The organism is Caproiciproducens galactitolivorans (assembly GCF_004768785.1).
GTDB classification, from domain to species: Bacteria; Bacillota; Clostridia; order Oscillospirales; family Acutalibacteraceae; genus Caproiciproducens; species Caproiciproducens galactitolivorans.
Window position 1 is genome coordinate 17,152 of sequence record NZ_SRMQ01000008.1, and the last position, 16,984, is coordinate 34,135.

The following is a 16,984-nucleotide window of genomic DNA, read 5'->3' on the forward strand; positions in this document are numbered from 1 at the left end:
TTGTGGCTTTGTGTTGTTTATTCCCACTCGATCGTTGCGGGGGGCTTACTCGTAATATCATAAACGACGCGGTTTACCTGTTTTACTTCGTTAATAATGCGGCTGGAAACCTTCTCCAGCAAATCGTAAGGAATCCGCGCCCAATCCGCCGTCATAAAATCAGAGGTTGTTACACCGCGCAAAGCAATGGTGTTGCTGTAGGTTCTTCCGTCCCCCATCACTCCCACGCTCTTTATGCCGGTCAGAACCGCAAAATACTGATTGATTTTCTTGTCCAAGCCCGCCAAAGCGATTTCTTCGCGGAAGATCGCATCGGCATCCTGCAGGATAGCAAGCTTTTCAGCGGTAACTTCGCCCATGATGCGAATACCAAGTCCCGGACCCGGGAAAGGCTGGCGCCAGACAAGATGTTCCGGAATGCCCAGTTCCAAACCAACCCTGCGCACTTCGTCCTTGAATAAGCTCCGCAGCGGCTCCACCAACCCGGTGAAATCGACGTCATCCGGCAGCCCACCGACATTGTGGTGGCTTTTAATCACCGCGGCGTCGCCGGTTCCGCTCTCGACTACATCCGGGTAAATTGTTCCCTGGCAAAGGTAATCGACATGGCCGATCTTCTTTGCCTCCTCTTCAAACACACGGATGAACTCCTCGCCGATAATCTTGCGCTTTTGCTCCGGCTCGGTAACGCCCTTCAGTTTGGCTAAAAAGCGCTCCTGCGCATTTACGCGAATCAGATTCATGTCAAACTGCTTACGGAATACATTCTCAACGTCGTCGCCTTCGTTTTTGCGGAGCATGCCATGATCCACAAAAATGCAGGTCAGGTTTTTGCCTATGGCCTTATGAACCAAAAGGGCCGCCACCGAAGAATCCACCCCTCCGGAAAGCGCACAAATCACCTTTTTGTCGCCAACGGTATCCTTAATGTGCTGTATGGTCTCGGCAGCAAACGATGCCATTTGCCAGTCGCCCTTGCACCCGCAGATATTGTATAAAAAGTTCTTTAATATTTCATTTCCGCGGACGGTGTGCTCCACTTCCGGATGGAACTGCAAAGCATATAGTTTCCTTGCGCCGTTCTCCATCGCAGCAACCGGGCACGCATCGCTCACCGCGGTAATCTGAAAGCCTTCGGGCGCTACGGAAATATAGTCCGTATGGCTCATCCAGCAGACAGAATCCTTTTCAATATTTTGGAACAGCGCACCGGATTCCAGAAAATTCACCGGTGTCTTTCCGTATTCGCGAACCTTGCTGCTGCTTACCTTGCCGCCAAGCAAATAAGACATCAACTGCGCGCCGTAACAGATACCTAAAACAGGAATACCCAGTTCAAAGACCTGTTTGTCACAAACGGGAGCAATTTCGGTATAAACGCTGTTCGGTCCGCCGGAAAAGATAATTCCTTTATACCCGGATGAACGAATTTGTTCTACATTCGTTTTATAGGATTTAATTTCACAATATACATTCAAGTCACGAACCCGGCGCGCAATCAGCTGACTGTATTGCCCTCCAAAATCGAGAATTAATATTGCTTCATTTTTCATCATATCGCCGCACTTCCATTCTTTGAACTGTTTTCCCTTTTCTTTATTCCACGGTTACCGATTTTGCCAGATTGCGCGGTTTATCAATGTCGCAGCCCTTCATGGACGCTACATAATAAGCGAAAAGCTGTAAGGGGACGACCGCCAGTGAAGGCAGCATCATTTCGCATAATTCGGGGACGTAAAGAGCATAATCGGCCACCTGTTCGATTTTTTTATTCTGTTTGGTTGTAAGGCCGAGCACAACCGCTCCGCGTGCCTTTACTTCCTTCATATTGCTGATCATCTTGTCAAAAAGCGCATCCTGTGTAGCTAAAGCAATCACGAGAGTGCCGTCTTCGACAAGCGATATGGTACCGTGCTTCAATTCTCCCGCCGCATAAGCCTCGGAATGAATATAGGAAATTTCCTTAAGCTTTAAAGAGCCTTCCAAAGACATTGCGTAATCCAGATTTCTGCCGATGAAGAACACATCTTTTGCATTAAAGAACTGGGATGCAAGGTACTGAATCTGTTCCTTATTCGCCAATATCTCCGAAATTTTATCCGGCAGGGATTGCAGCTGCGAAATATAGGAGGAATATTCCTCTGCTGTAATGGTGCCAAGTTTGTCCGCAAAATAAATGGCAAGCAGATAAACGACCGCCAACTGTGTGCTGTAAGCCTTCGTTGTCGCAACTGCAATTTCGGGCCCGGCCCAAGTGTAGATAACATCGTCCGAATCGTTCGCAATCGAGCTTCCCACAACATTTACAATAGAAAGCGTTCTTACGCCAAGATTTTTCGCCTCCCGAAGCGCTGCCAGCGTGTCGGCGGTCTCTCCGGACTGACTAATTACAAGCACCAGAACCTTATCATCCATAATCGGCTGACGGTACCGGAACTCGGAGGCAACATCGACCTCCACCGGAATTCTTGCGAATTTCTCAAAAACATACTTGGCGATCATGCCTACATGGTATGCAGAACCGCACGCAACGATATAAATTTTTTTAAACCTCTTGATCTGCTCTGCCGTTAAAGTAATTTTGTCCAAGACGATTTTTCCGTCCTGGATTCTGGGGGAAATCGTATCCCGCACAGCCTTTGGCTGCTCCATGATCTCCTTGGCCATAAAATGCTGATAACCGCCCTTTTCGGCAGCCGATACATCCCAATCAATATGGACAGGTTCTTTCGTCACAATTTCCTTATCGGTGTTATAAACCAGAACGGAATCGCGTTTCAGAACCGCAATTTCATTGTCGTTCAGACGGTAAATATCCCTAGTTTTATTCAGAATCGCAGGAATATCCGAAGCGATAAAATTTTCGCCCTTTCCTAAGCCGACAATCAGCGGGCTGTCTTTCCGCACCGCGACAACCTGATCCGGATCATCCGCGCAGATGATACCAAGGGCATATGAGCCTTCCACTTTATGAATGACTTTGATGACAGCCTCAAGAATATCCCCTTTATAATAATACTCCAAAAGCTGTGCCACTACTTCCGTATCGGTTTCCGATACAAACACCTTGCCTTTTTTCACCATCAAGTCTTTTAAGGCAAGATAATTTTCGATAATTCCATTATGGACGACAGCAAATTTTCCCGAGTCGCTCACCTGCGGATGGGAGTTTATGTCCGACGGTTTTCCGTGAGTAGCCCATCTGGTGTGGCCAATCCCCACGGTACCGGGAACGTCCCTTCCCCCGTTAATCATCTCACTCAAAACCTTGAGCCTGCCCTTTGCTTTAGCAACCTGAAGGGAGGTGCCATTATAAACAGCGACTCCGGCCGAATCATAGCCTCGGTATTCCAGCTTTTCCAAGCCGTTCAGTAAAAAGGGAGCAGCCTGATCTTCTCCGATGTATCCAACAATTCCGCACATTATTATACACCTTCTTCGATAAGTTAATTAACGAACGCCAGCAGGGAATGCTGGCGCTCTATTATATGGAGTTATCTGTAAATAATATTCTCGCGCGATGGACCGTTGGAAACGATCTTGATCGGGACCCCAATTGCTTTCTCCGCAAATTCAATGTATCTGCGTGTATTTTCGGGTAAATCTGCGTAATTCTTGATTCCGCGGATATCGCACTTCCAGCCTGGCAGCTTTGCGATAATCGGTTTGCAGTGCTTTAACTGATTGGTCGGCGGGAAAGAATCAATCCGCTTGCCGTTCAGCTCGTATGCGACGCAGACCGGAATTTCGTCCAAATAGCCAAGCACATCCAGCACCGTAAAGGCAACGCATGTTGCACCCTGCGCCTGACATCCGTAGCGTGAAGCAACCAGATCCAGCCATCCCATTCTACGCGGACGGCCGGTTGTGGCTCCGAATTCACCGCCGTCGCCGCCCCTGCGGCGCAACTCGTCGGCTTCGTCGCCGAAAATTTCGCTGACGAATTCGCCCGCACCGACCGCGCTGGAATACGCCTTCACGACTGCTATGATTTCCTTGATCTCATAAGGCGGCAGCCCCGCGCCGACCGCGCCGTAACCGGCCAGCGTGGAAGACGAGGTTACCATCGGATAAATACCGAAATCGGGATCCTTCAACGCGCCGAGCTGGCCTTCCAGAAGGATATTCTTTCCTTCCTTCACCGCTTTGTGAAGCAAGGTAAAAGTATCCGCCACATACGGTTCCAACAATTTCTTGTACTCCATCAGCTTATTGTAGACCTCGTCCACGGTAAGCTTCGGCTGACGGTACAAATGTTCATACAGCACATTTTTCAATGTGATGACCTGGTTAATTTTCTCTCTCAACGCTTCCTCTTCATCATACAGTTCGCTGACCTGAAAACCAATCTTGGCAAACTTATCCGAATAAAAAGGAGCAATACCGGACTTTGTGGAACCAAAGGAGCGGGAAGAAAGCCGCGCTTCTTCAAACGTATCCAACTGGATATGGTAAGGCATGACAAGCTGCACGCGATCCGAAATCACAACATTCGGCTTCGGAACCCCGCGTTCCTCAAGCGATTTCATCTCTTTGATAAAATTCTCCACGCTTAGTGCTACGCCGTTGCCGATAATATTGGTTATGTGGCTGTAAAAAACACCTGACGGCAATTGATGCAGCGCAAATTTTCCATAATTGTTGATAATAGTGTGACCGGCATTGCTGCCTCCCTGAAACCGGACGACAATATCGGACTGGGCAGCTTCCACATCGGTAATTTTGCCCTTGCCTTCGTCGCCCCAGTTCGCACCAACAATTGCTTTAATCATAAAACCTTCACTCCGCCGTGCCGCAACGGATTTTGCAAAATAACTGCCCTGCGGCCATATTTAGGCAGTAATGTTTAAAACAACTTTATAATAATAACACAATTGCCATTAAAAGCAAAGCGGAATTAAAATAAAAATTCTTTCCGAATTCATTTACCCTTTATAAATTTATTTCCGGCTTCTCCTCGGAAACGAAATCATACTTTTGCAGAAGCAGGTTGACAACCTCGGCAATGAATTCCTCCGTCTGTTGCGGCGCCCTGCCTACATACTTTTCTGGACTTACAATTTTCTGCAGTTCCTCCAAAGTAACGCCAAACGCCGGGTCAGCTGCAATGCGGCTAAGCAGGTCGTTTTCCCCGCCCTCCTCTTTGATCACGCGGGAGGCCGCCATCGAGTGGACACGAATCCGTTCATGGAGCTGCTGGCGATCCGCACCGCGTTTAACGGCATCCATCATAATGTTTTCCGTTGCCATAAACGGCAGTTCACGCAGAAGATGCTGGTTGATAACCTTCGGATATACCACCAGGCCGTCCGCCACATTGGCGTACAGATTCAAAATTCCGTCGACGGCAAGGAAGGCTTCCGGCACACTGATCCGCTTATTTGCGGAATCGTCCAGCGTGCGTTCAAACCACTGGGTCGCCTCCGTAATGCAGGGATTCAAGCTGTCGATAATCACATAGCGGGAAAGCGAAGCAATCCGTTCGCTGCGCATCGGGTTGCGCTTATAGGCCATCGCCGAGGAACCAATCTGATTCTTTTCGAACGGTTCCTCCACTTCTTTCAAGTGCTGAAGCAGGCGGATGTCATTCGAAAATTTGGCGGCGCTCTGCGCAATCCCGCTTAAAACGGCGAGCATCTGGCTGTCGAGCTTCCGGGAATAGGTCTGGCCGGAAACCGCAAAGCAGGAAGAATACCCCATTTTCTTAGCAATTATTTCGTCAAGCTTTTTTACTTTACTATGGTCGCCGTCGAATAATTCCAAAAAGCTCGCCTGTGTGCCGGTTGTTCCCTTGGAACCCAACAGTTTTGCTTTGGATAACTGGTATTCCACGTCTTCCAAATCCATCAGTAAATCCTGAATCCAAAGGGTTGCGCGTTTGCCCACCGTGGTCGGCTGGGCCGGCTGGAAATGGGTAAACGCCAGCGTTGGCAAATCCTTATACTGTAAGGCAAATTTCGACAATACGCGAATGACGCCGACCAGCTTATTGCGAATAAGCTTCAGCGCTTCCGTCATAATAATAATATCTGTGTTATCGCCTACATAACAGGATGTCGCGCCTAAATGGATAATCGGCTTCGCTTTCGGGCATTGCTGGCCATACGCGTAAACATGGGACATTACGTCGTGGCGCACTACTTTTTCGCGGGCTTCGGCAACCTCGTAATTGATATCATCGGCGTATTTGCACATTTCATCAATCTGTTCCTGCGTAATATTCAGCCCCAGCTCTTTTTCGGCCTCTGCCAATGCAATCCAAAGCCTGCGCCATGTTCTGAATTTCTTGTCCGGTGAAAACAGATATTTCATTTCCTCGTCCGCATAGCGGGATGATAACGGCGATTCATAGCTATTTTTCAATTATAATTCCTCCAAAATGGAAATTACAGACGTTTAATCGGTGTGCTATAATCATAGTCCTTATTGGCTATTAAATAGTCCGGAATAGGAGCGGGATATTTCCCGGAAAAACAGGCGTCGCAGTAACCTTTCCTGCTACCCATGATCTTCGCCAGATTTTCAACGCTTAAAAAGGCAATGGAATCCGCAAAGCTCATTTTTCCGATCTCTTCAATGCTGTACTGGCACGCGATAAGGTCGTCCTTTGAGGGAATATCCGTCCCATAATAGCAGGGCCACAAAAACGGCGGCGAGCTGATACGGAGGTGAACTTCCTTGGCACCCGCGTCTTTCAGCATACTAACAATGCGCGCGCTGGTTGTTCCGCGGACAATGGAATCGTCCAGCATGACAATCCGCTTGCCCTTCACGCAGTTCGAGAGCGCATTCAGCTTAATCCGCACGCTGCGTTCCCGTTCCGACTGGCTCGGTTTAATGAAGGTCCTGCCGATGTACGTATTCTTTACGATTCCTTTCTCGTACGGAATACCGGATTCCTCGCTGTACCCAATCGCGGCGTCTATACCGGATTCCGGCACGCCGATGACCATATCCGCCTCAACCGGAAGCTGCTTTGCAAGAAGCCGGCCGGCCTGTTTGCGGGCTTCATAAACGCTGATGCCGTCGATAATGCTATCCGTTCTGGCAAAGTAAATATACTCGAAAATACAAAGGGACTTTTCAACATCAACGGGATCCCGGAAGGAACGCATTCCATCCTGGTCAACGACAACCACTTCGCCCGGTTCCACATCGCGTACAAACTCCGCCCCGCAAGCGTCCAGCGCACAGGTTTCGGAAGCAAAAACGGTGGAATTACCGATTTTTCCGATGCAAAGCGGGCGGAAACCATGCGGATCGCGCGCGGCAATCAGTTTTTGAGGGCTCATAATGACCAACGAAAAGGAGCCTTGAAGCTTTGGAATTGCGCGGCGCACCGCTTCTTCGATAGAAGGAGCGTCCACACGTTCCCGCGCAATCATATAGGCGATGACTTCCGTATCAATCGTTGTCTGGAAAATACAGCCCCTGCGTTCCAAAACACGGTGGAGCTCGTAAGCGTTGGTTAAATTCCCGTTATGGGCAATTGCCAGCGTTCCTTTTATATAACGCATAACGAGCGGTTGTGCGTTTTCACGCACACTGCCGCCCGAAGTGGAATAGCGGACATGCCCGACCGCCATCTGCCCTTTAAGACTATCCAATATCTTATCGTTGAATGCTTCCGTCACTAGGCCCATATCCTTGGAGTAGGAAACCACTCCCCGGTCGCAAACCGCGATCCCGCAGCTTTCCTGCCCCCTGTGCTGTAAAGCAAGAAGCCCGTTGTACGTTGCATAAGCAGGAGAAACGTCGCCATCGGAATAAATGCCGAATACGCCGCACTCTTCGTGCGGTTTTAAAACATCATAATCCATTATCGAGCTGTTCAAAAACTCACCATCCTGTAATTTATAAACCAATGCGCTTCATTACCTCGGCATAAGCCTCTTCCACTCCGCCCAGATCTCTGCGGAAACGATCCTTGTCCAGTTTTTGGTGGGTGTTCACATCCCAGAAGCGGCAGGTATCCGGCGAAATTTCATCCGCAAGGATGATTCCGTCCGCACAGCGGCCGAATTCCAGTTTGAAATCAATCAGTTCAATGTTTACAGACAGGAAGAATTCCTTCAAAATTTCGTTGATCTTCAAAGACATTGCGCTGATCTGATCAATTTCCTCTTTGGTTGCAAACCCAGCCGCAAGAATATGGTACTCGTTTACCATTGGATCGCCCAAATCGTCGTTCTTATAGCAGAATTCCAGAACGGTGGATTTCATCGGCGTGCCTTCCTCCATGCCCAGCCTTGTTGCAAGGCTGCCGGCGGCCTTATTGCGGACAATAACCTCAAGGGGAACGATTTCCACTTTCTTAACCACTGTTTCGCGGTCGCTCAGTTCTTCCACGAAATGCGTCTTAATGCCCTTCTCCTCCAGCATTTTAAAGAGGTAGTTCGACATCTTATTGTTTACAACGCCCTTGCCGCAGATCGTCCCCTTCTTCTGTCCGTTAAAGGCGGTTGCATCATCCTTATAATCGACAATGCAATAATTCTCGTCATCGGTGGCATAAACCTTTTTTGCCTTGCCTTCGTAAAGAAGCTCACACTTTTTCATAATAAAATTCCTCCTGTTTCTCTTTTCTATATCAGATAAAGTTCAAAAACGTAGAAACCTTTGTTATATCGACAACCGACAAATGGGTAGTGTCCACGTGTCTGGCACAGGTTAAAAACGCGTTGGCGGTATCTAGTGAAGTCAGGCACGGAATGCCGCATTCCACCGCATTTCTGCGGATTTTATAACCGTCGCGGTTGTGCGCCACGCCTTTGGACGGAGTATTGATGACAAGGTCGATTTTGCCAGAAGTAATATGGTCAAGAATATCCGGGGCTCCCGTTCCGATTTTATTGGTTCGGATGGTCGGAATATCATTGTCATTAAAGAAATCAGAGGTTCCCGGAGTAGCGTAGATCGTCCAGCCAAGGTTATACAGGCCCTTTGCAATGGGAAGAGCTTCTTTCTTGTCAGTATCCTTTACCGTAAAAATAACCCTGCCCTTTTTAATCAGATGAACGCCCGCGCCGTAAAAGGATTTAATGAGCGCTTCGTCAAAGGTTCTGGCAACGCCGAGCACTTCGCCGGTCGACTTCATTTCCGGCCCAAGATTTACATCCGCGCCGTATAGCTTTTCAAAGGAGAAAACCGGCATTTTAATGGCGATTAAATCCCGTTCTTTCTGCAAACCGTAATTGTATCCCATTTCTGGAAGTGTTTTCCCGAAGAAGGTTCCCACCGCCAGAGGCACGATCGGGATTCCGGTTACCTTGCTGATATACGGCACCGTTCTGGAAGAACGTGGGTTTGCTTCAATTACATAGACTTCATTATCCTTTACGATAAACTGGATATTTAAAAGTCCCTTCACTTTCAATGCTTTTGCAAGCCGACGGGTATACTCCACAACCAGCTCCTGCATATCCTTCGCCACACCAATCGCCGGGTACACGGAAATGCTGTCCCCGGAGTGGATTCCGGCGCGTTCGATGTGCTGCATGATACCCGGAATGACCGAATCTGTACCGTCGCAGACGGCGTCAACCTCCACTTCAGTTCCCATGATGTACTTATCGATCAGGATGGGGTGCTCCTGTTCAATACGGTTGATGATGCCGATCTGCTCAATGATATCTTCGTCGGAATAGGCAATATGCATGCCCTGGCCACCAAGGACGTAGGACGGACGCACAAGCACCGGGTACCCCAATTCATTCGCCGCCTTGATCGCTTCATCGCAAGTATAAACCATTCGTCCTTCCGCGCGGGGAATATTGCATTCATTTAAAATCGCGTCGAAGCGTTCGCGATCCTCCGCTTCGTCAATGCTGTCGAAGGAGGTTCCGAGAATCGGGACGCCCATTTTCTCAATCGCCCCGGCAAGCTTAATCGCCGTTTGCCCGCCGAACTGCACAACCGCGCCGTCCGGTTTCTCCAACTGTACAATGTGGAGGATATCCTCCTCCGTCAGCGGTTCAAAATACAGCTTGTCCGCGATGTCGAAATCCGTACTGACAGTTTCCGGATTGTTATTCACAATAATGGTTTCGCAGCCCATGTTCCGCAAAGCCCAGACGCTGTGTACGGAGCAGTAGTCAAACTCAATGCCCTGTCCGATACGGATCGGCCCGGAACCAATGACCAAAATTTTCTTCCGGTCGCTCTTGGCGCAGGATTCATTCTCGATTCCGTAAGTCGAATAGTAGTAAGGGGTTTCCGCTTCAAATTCCGCCGCGCAGGTGTCCACCATTTTGTAAACGGGACGGATATCCCATTTTTCTTGCAGCGCCCGGATTTCTTCCACAGTTTTCCCGCTCAACTCTGCAATCGTTTTATCAAGGAATCCGAATGTTTTTGCTTTTAACAGCAAATCCCGATCGATCGGCTGGGTCGCACATGCTTTTTCCACTTGGATAATGGATAGAAGCTTGTCAAGGAACCAAAGATCAATTTTCGTAATTTCATGGATTTTATCCGGCGAAATTCCGCGCCTTAACGCTTCCGAAACGACCCAAAGCCTGCGGTCGTCCACCACATGAAGGCGTTCCTCCAGTTCGCTGTTCGAAAGTGATTGCAAGTTTTCATCCATCAGACTGAAAACATTCTGTTCCAGCGAACGGATGGATTTCATTAAAGCAGCCTCAAACGACGGCGCAATCCCCATAACCTCGCCGGTCGCTTTCATCTGTGTGCCTAGGCTGCGCTTTGCATATACAAATTTATCGAAAGGCCAGCGCGGGATTTTCACAACACAGTAATCGAGCGTGGGTTCAAAGCAGGCATATGTTTTTTTCGTAATGGCATTGCGGATTTCATCCAGCGTATAGCCAAGCGCGATTTTGGAGGCAACCTTCGCAATCGGATACCCCGTTGCTTTGGACGCAAGCGCAGAAGAGCGGCTGACACGCGGGTTTACCTCAATAACGCAGTATTCAAAGCTTTTCGGATTCAAGGCAAACTGTACGTTGCATCCACCTTCCACCTTTAATTCGGAGATAATGGAAAGCGCCGCGGAACGGAGCATCTGCGTTTCCTTATCCCCAAGCGTCTGGCACGGCGCAACCACGATGGAATCGCCGGTATGAACGCCGACCGGGTCGAAGTTTTCCATATTGCAGACGGTGATGCAGTTGCCGTTATGGTCGCGCATGACTTCGTATTCGATCTCTTTCCAACCGGCAATGCAGCGTTCGATCAGCACCTGATTTACGCGGCTGCGGTGTAGGCCGAGAGAAGCGATCGCGATCAGCTGCTCCTCATTGTCGGCAATGCCGCCGCCGCTGCCGCCAAGGGTGTACGCCGGGCGCACAACAACCGGATATCCGATTTTCCGGGCAACTCTCACACAGTCCTCTATATTTTCTGCAATTGCGCTTTCAGCGCATGGCTGGTTGATTCGCTCCATGGCCTCTTTAAAAAGCTCACGGTCCTCTGCCATACGTATGGTGTCGGCGTTTGTGCCGATCATTTTCACATTATTTTCTTTCAAAAAACCGGATTCTTCCAGCTCTACGGCAAGGTTCAGGGCGTTTTGGCCACCGAGGGTTGGCAGGATGCTGTCCGGATTTTCCTTAAGGATAACCTTTTTGATCGTTTCCACCGTTAACGGTTCAATATAAATTTTATCGGCAATCTGTTTGTCGGTCATAATTGTGGCGGGATTGGAGTTAATCAGGATAACCTCCACGCCCTCTTCCCGGATTGCGCGGCACGCCTGCGTTCCTGCATAGTCGAATTCGGCTGCCTGCCCGATAATAATCGGGCCGGAACCGATGATGATTACTTTTTTAATATCTTTTCTCTTCATATGCGGCTTCCTCCTATTAACTTCATAAACTCATCGAAAAGAAAGCCTGAGTCAAGCGGGCCAGGGGAAGCCTCCGGATGGAACTGCACAGAGAAAACTTTCCCGTTTTTATAAGTTAATCCCTCAATGCTACCGTCGTTCATGCTGATAAAACGGATGTCGGCTACTGAAGGATTAATTGTTTCGCCATTGACCACAAAGCCGTGATTCTGAGAAGTAATATACACGCGGTTCGTTGTTAAATCTTTAACCGGGTGGTTAATACCTCTATGGCCATATTTTAATTTATAGGTGTCAAAGCCCTGAGAAAGAGCCATTAACTGATGACCTAAGCAAATTGCAAAGGTTGGAATGCCATATGAGTACAGTTTTTTCAATTCAGAAATTGCTTTCACGCATTCTTTGGGATCCCCCGGTCCGTTGGAAAGCATAACACCGTCGGGAGAAAAAGACATCAAATCCTCAAAAGAGGCGTCGTATGGGAAGCATTTTACCGTGCATCCCCGTTTGACGAGCGAACGGATAATATTGCTTTTCACCCCATAGTCCACTAGTGCGATTTTAACCGGGCCGTCGCCGTAAACCTTGGATTCCCTGCTGCTAACAACGGGAACGCAGGATTTCAAGGTAAATGCATCCAACTTCTTTTTCATTGCGGGAATATCAAAGGAATCCCCGAAAGCGATCATGCCGCGCATGGTACCGCTTTCGCGAAGGATTTTTGTAATTGCCCTTGTGTCAAGCCCCTGAATGCCGGGAATCCCGTTCTGCTTCAAAAACGTATTCAAATCCACATCGCAGCGGAAATTGCTCGCCGCACCGGAAATGGAATGAACGATGAATGCACGGAGCCATGGCTTCGTGGACTCCGCGTCATCATAGCAAACACCGTAATTCCCAATCAGGGGATAGGTCATGACAACGCCCTGTCCCGCATAGGAAGGATCGGTTAACAGCTCGGTATACCCGCACATTGCGCTGTTAAAGACCACTTCGCACAGCACGTCATGTTCGTCACCAAAACCTGTCCCCTCAAAGGTCATTCCATTTTCAAGCATCAGCAATGCTCTCATTCAATCACCAACCATTCTTATTATTCAACAGCTTATCTATGAAAAACATATAAACAACAAATTTGCGCATTCAAAAACGAATCCCTATCCCATTAAGCTTTAAAAGAACTGGTTATTCTCTCAATTGCCTTTTCGGTGTTTTCCTTCGTGTTAAATGCGGTCAGACGGAAATAGCCCTCCCCGCTGATGCCAAAACCGGAACCGGGTGTGCCGACAACGCCGGTCTTTTCCAGCAGTAGGTCAAAGAATTCCCAGGAGGTTAATCCGTTCGGCGTTTTCATCCAGACATAGGGGGAATTTACGCCTCCGAACGCTTTAAAGCCGGCCTTAGCCAAGCCCTCTTTAATGATCTTTGCATTGTTAAGGTAATATACGATATTTTCTTTTACCTCGCGTCTTCCTTCCTCGGAATAAACGGCTTCGGCGCCGCGCTGAATCACATAGGAAACGCCGTTCATCTTTGTGGACTGGCGCCGGCCCCAGAGCTTGTTCAGAGAAACTTCGTTGAAAACCAATTCCTTCGGGATAACCGTAAACGCGCATCGCGTACCGGTAAAGCCCGCGGTTTTCGAGAAGCTCCGGAATTCGATTGCGCATTTTTTCGCGCCTTCTATTTCGAAAATACTGTGCGGCATGTCCTCTTCCGTAATAAACGCTTCGTAAGCCGCGTCATACAGAATGATGGATTGGTTGCGCAAAGCATAGTCAACCCATTTTTTCAGTTCCGTGTGCCCGATTCCAACGCCGGACGGGTTGTTCGGGAAGCATAAGTAAATGATATCGACCCGCTCATTGGGGATTCGGGGTAAAAATCCGTTTTTTTCCAAACAGGGCATATAGACGATTTTGCTCCATCCGGTGCCCTCGTGGTAATCGCCTGCCCGCCCCGCCATAACATTCGTGTCTACGTAGACAGGATAGACCGGATCACAGACCGCAACGACATTATCAACATCAAAAATGTCACCGATGCTGCCGGTGTCGCTTTTCGCGCCGTCGCTGACAAAAATCTCGTCCTTATCAATTGCCACTCCGCGCTTCTGGAAATCGTTTTCCGCAATTGCCGAGCGCAGGAATTCATACCCCGCTTCCGGCCCATAGCCCCGGAAAGTTTCCGCCTTCCCCATTTCTTCGGCCGCTTTCTGCATTGCGGCGACAACCGCTTTAGGCAAAGGGCGGGTAACATCGCCGATCCCCATGCGTATAATCTCCACTTCCGGATGCTGTTTTGAAAACGCATCGACCTTATTGGCAATGTCTACAAACAAATAACTGGGGGGCAGCTTAATAAAATTCGCATTTACTTTCAGCAAAACCACTCATTCCTTTCATCGAATCTATTCCGTTCAATCGATCGTCCCGTCAAACACAAATTCGGCGGGGCCTTGCATAAAGACGGTGTCTGTCCGATCGTCCCATTCTATGCTCAGGTCGCCGCCTTTAAGGTGCATTTTTACTTTTCGGCCTGTTTTATGATTGACCGCACAGCTTATCGCAGATGCGCAGGCACCGGTTCCGCAGGCCCAGGTTTCTCCCGCGCCGCGTTCCCAAACGCGCATCTTCGCTTCACCGGAATTCAGCACCTGTACAAATTCAATATTCGCCCTGTCCGGAAAAATGGAAGCGTGTTCCAATTCGGGCCCGATTTTTTCAATCGGAACCGCATCAACGTCGTCCACAAACAAAATACAATGCGGGTTTCCCATGGAAACACAGGTAATTCTGTATTCGTTTCCGTCAACGGTAATCGGTTCATCAATCACCGTTTCCTTGGAAAAGATAACCGGAATTTCGGCAGGACGGAATACGGGCTTTCCCATATCCACCTTTACGGAATGCACAATGCCGTTCTTCACATCCAAAAACAGCGTTTTCACGCCGCTCAGCGTATCAACTTTCAGCACGTCCTTCCGAACAAGGCCGCGTTCATAAAGATATTTTCCCACACAGCGTATGCCGTTGCCGCACATCATTGCACGGGAACCGTCGGAATTATAAATATCCATCCTGCAATCCGCATGGTCGGACGGTTCAATCAGAATAATCCCGTCGGAACCGACGCCAAAATGGCGGTCGCTAAGTTTTATGGCAAGTTCGGATGGATTTTCTATTTTCTCCTCAAAGCAGTTAAAATAGAGATAATCGTTCCCTATTCCCTGCATTTTGCTGAATTTCATCTCAACCCCTCCTTTTTACATATTTAGAATAATCATTGCTATTTCAATCATTCTTTTGCCGGAATTCATACTTTTCTTCTGCATAAACCGGTGTGCCTGCGGCTCTGTAAAATGGTTGCGCTCCATAATCCGGTTTTTTGCCTGTTCAATCACCTGTTTTTCATCAAAATCCCCTTGCGCCAGCTTCTTTTTCACAGTAAGGCTGGTATAATCGGAGAGATTCAAAAGCATATTAACCGAGGAAATCAAATCCATGCGATTGATCGGCAGGATCAGGCTGGCACAGGAAAGCGTTCCGGAAATATTCGACTGCTCTGATTTCAGCAGAAATAAAAAATCATAATTCAGCCCGATAATCTCCGGCAGGTTTAGCGCGGACATATCCCTTAATTTCGAACTACAAACAATCACCCCACCATGATAATGGCGGTTTGCAAAATCAATCGTCTGCGCACCGGTTGTACAGACGCAACTGACATTCGAGCCGGCGGCACGGAGTACTGCGGCAATTTTTCGAGCGTAATCCGGATTGGAATTCGCCACAAGGATACTGCTCATATTATACAACTCCGCGGAATGCTGTACATTTCCGTTAGAACTTGTTCAAGTACCGGTCGAGCTCCCATTGCGAAACCGTAGTGGAATATTCGTACCATTCCTTTTCCTTTGCTTCAACATATTTGCTGAAGATATGATCCCCCAGCACTTCACGGATAAACGGATCCGCCTTCATCTCATCAACCGCCTTTTTCAAATCCTCCGGCAGCGCTTCGATTCCGGCAGCCTTTCTCCCCTGAAGGTCAATATCATAAATGTTGGCGGCAACCGCCTCCGGTGGCATCAGATCATTCTTAATACCGTCCAGTCCTGCCGCCAGAAGGACGGCAAGCACCAGGTACGGATTGCAGGCAGGATCCGGATTGCGAAGCTCCACTCGGGTTCCAAGCCCTCTCGTGGCGGGAACGCGGATTAAAGCGCTACGGTTGCTTAACGTCCATGCAACATTGCACGGCGCTTCGAAGCCCGGAACCAGCCGCTTATAGGAATTCACAAGCGGATTGGTTAGCGCGCACGTGCCCTTAATATGCTTCATAATCCCGGCGATAAAATTAAAGACGACATGGCTCAACCCGGTTTCGCTTTCCGGATCATAGAAAGCATTTTTCCCGTTTCGGAACAGCGACATATTGGTGTGCATACCAGAACCGCAGCGGCCGTAAACCGGCTTGGGCATAAAGGTGGCACAAAGCCCATGGGAATCCGCACAGGATTTTACAACCATCTTAAAGGTGAGGATATTATCTGCAGCGGAAAGCGCCTCGCTGTATTTAAAATCAATCTCATGCTGCGCAATCGCCACTTCATGATGGGAAGCTTCTATTTCAAACCCCATTTCTTCAAGATTCAGGCAGATGTCCCGACGCGCGCTTTCCCCCAAGTCAGAGGGGCCCAAGTCAAAATATCCCGCAGTATCATAGGTGACCGTTGTAGGGTGACCAAATTCATCGGTGTTAAACAGAAAGAATTCGCACTCCGGCCCAACATTGAACGCATACCCCATGTCCGCCGCTTCTTTGAGCGTCCTTTTCAGAATATAGCGTGGATCCCCCTCAAACGGGTTCCCGTCGGGGGTATAAATATCGCAGATCAGGCGAGCAATCCTGCCGTGCTGGGTATGCCAAGGCAAAATTACAAACGAATCCAGATCCGGCCTAAGATACATATCCGACTCTTCAATCCGCACAAAGCCTTCGATGGACGAGCCGTCGAACATACACTTATTATCTAGCGCCTTTTCAATCTGGCTGGTAGTAATCGCAACATTTTTCAATGTGCCGAATATATCCGTAAACTGAAGACGAATAAATTTCACGTTATTTTCTTCAATCATACTGATAATATCACTTTTTGTATATTTACTCAAATCA

At 48.6% G+C, this 16,984-nt stretch carries 12 protein-coding genes; all 12 read right to left on the reverse strand.

Annotated elements, in window-relative coordinates; translation table 11 throughout:
* Positions 1 to 17: 17 nt before the first annotated feature.
* Positions 18 to 1,553 (reverse strand): glutamine-hydrolyzing GMP synthase, encoded by a 1,536-nt coding sequence (gene guaA, locus CAGA_RS08715; protein WP_167875205.1) that lies wholly within the window; start codon positions 1,551 to 1,553, stop codon positions 18 to 20.
* Between the two features lie 43 nt (positions 1,554 to 1,596).
* The gene (glmS, locus tag CAGA_RS08720) at positions 1,597 to 3,423 is read right to left on the reverse strand and encodes a glutamine--fructose-6-phosphate transaminase (isomerizing) (protein ID WP_135659925.1); all 1,827 of its coding nucleotides are present in this window, start codon (positions 3,421 to 3,423) and stop codon (positions 1,597 to 1,599) included.
* 71 nt (positions 3,424 to 3,494) lie between these two features.
* The gene (locus CAGA_RS08725) at positions 3,495 to 4,772 is read right to left on the reverse strand and encodes an adenylosuccinate synthase (RefSeq protein WP_135659926.1); all 1,278 of its coding nucleotides are present in this window, start codon (positions 4,770 to 4,772) and stop codon (positions 3,495 to 3,497) included.
* A gap of 160 nt (positions 4,773 to 4,932) precedes the next feature.
* Positions 4,933 to 6,363, reverse strand: a complete 1,431-nt coding sequence (gene purB, locus CAGA_RS08730) for an adenylosuccinate lyase (protein WP_135659928.1) — start codon at positions 6,361 to 6,363, stop codon at positions 4,933 to 4,935.
* 23 nt (positions 6,364 to 6,386) lie between these two features.
* Complete coding sequence (gene purF / locus CAGA_RS08735) at positions 6,387 to 7,820, reverse strand: amidophosphoribosyltransferase (protein WP_135660108.1); 1,434 nt, start codon at positions 7,818 to 7,820, stop codon at positions 6,387 to 6,389.
* A gap of 34 nt (positions 7,821 to 7,854) precedes the next feature.
* Positions 7,855 to 8,559, reverse strand: coding sequence for a phosphoribosylaminoimidazolesuccinocarboxamide synthase (gene purC / locus CAGA_RS08740; protein WP_135659930.1), 705 nt, complete (start codon positions 8,557 to 8,559; stop codon positions 7,855 to 7,857).
* 31 nt (positions 8,560 to 8,590) lie between these two features.
* Positions 8,591 to 11,806, reverse strand: coding sequence for a carbamoyl-phosphate synthase large subunit (carB, locus tag CAGA_RS08745; RefSeq protein WP_135659932.1), 3,216 nt, complete (start codon positions 11,804 to 11,806; stop codon positions 8,591 to 8,593).
* Entirely contained in the window at positions 11,803 to 12,879 is a 1,077-nt protein-coding gene (locus tag CAGA_RS08750) for a carbamoyl phosphate synthase small subunit (protein ID WP_135659934.1), read from the reverse strand. Before CAGA_RS08750 ends, carB begins: the two co-directional genes overlap by 4 nt.
* Positions 12,880 to 12,971: 92 nt before the next feature.
* Positions 12,972 to 14,192, reverse strand: coding sequence for an LL-diaminopimelate aminotransferase (locus CAGA_RS08755; RefSeq protein WP_135659936.1), 1,221 nt, complete (start codon positions 14,190 to 14,192; stop codon positions 12,972 to 12,974).
* A gap of 33 nt (positions 14,193 to 14,225) precedes the next feature.
* Positions 14,226 to 15,056, reverse strand: coding sequence for a diaminopimelate epimerase (gene dapF / locus CAGA_RS08760; RefSeq protein ID WP_135659938.1), 831 nt, complete (start codon positions 15,054 to 15,056; stop codon positions 14,226 to 14,228).
* A 15-nt stretch (positions 15,057 to 15,071) separates the two neighbouring features.
* The gene (locus CAGA_RS08765; protein ID WP_135659940.1) at positions 15,072 to 15,614 is read right to left on the reverse strand and encodes an ANTAR domain-containing response regulator; all 543 of its coding nucleotides are present in this window, start codon (positions 15,612 to 15,614) and stop codon (positions 15,072 to 15,074) included.
* A 34-nt stretch (positions 15,615 to 15,648) separates the two neighbouring features.
* Positions 15,649 to 16,980 (reverse strand): glutamine synthetase family protein, encoded by a 1,332-nt coding sequence (locus tag CAGA_RS08770; RefSeq protein ID WP_135659941.1) that lies wholly within the window; start codon positions 16,978 to 16,980, stop codon positions 15,649 to 15,651.
* Positions 16,981 to 16,984 lie beyond the last annotated feature (4 nt).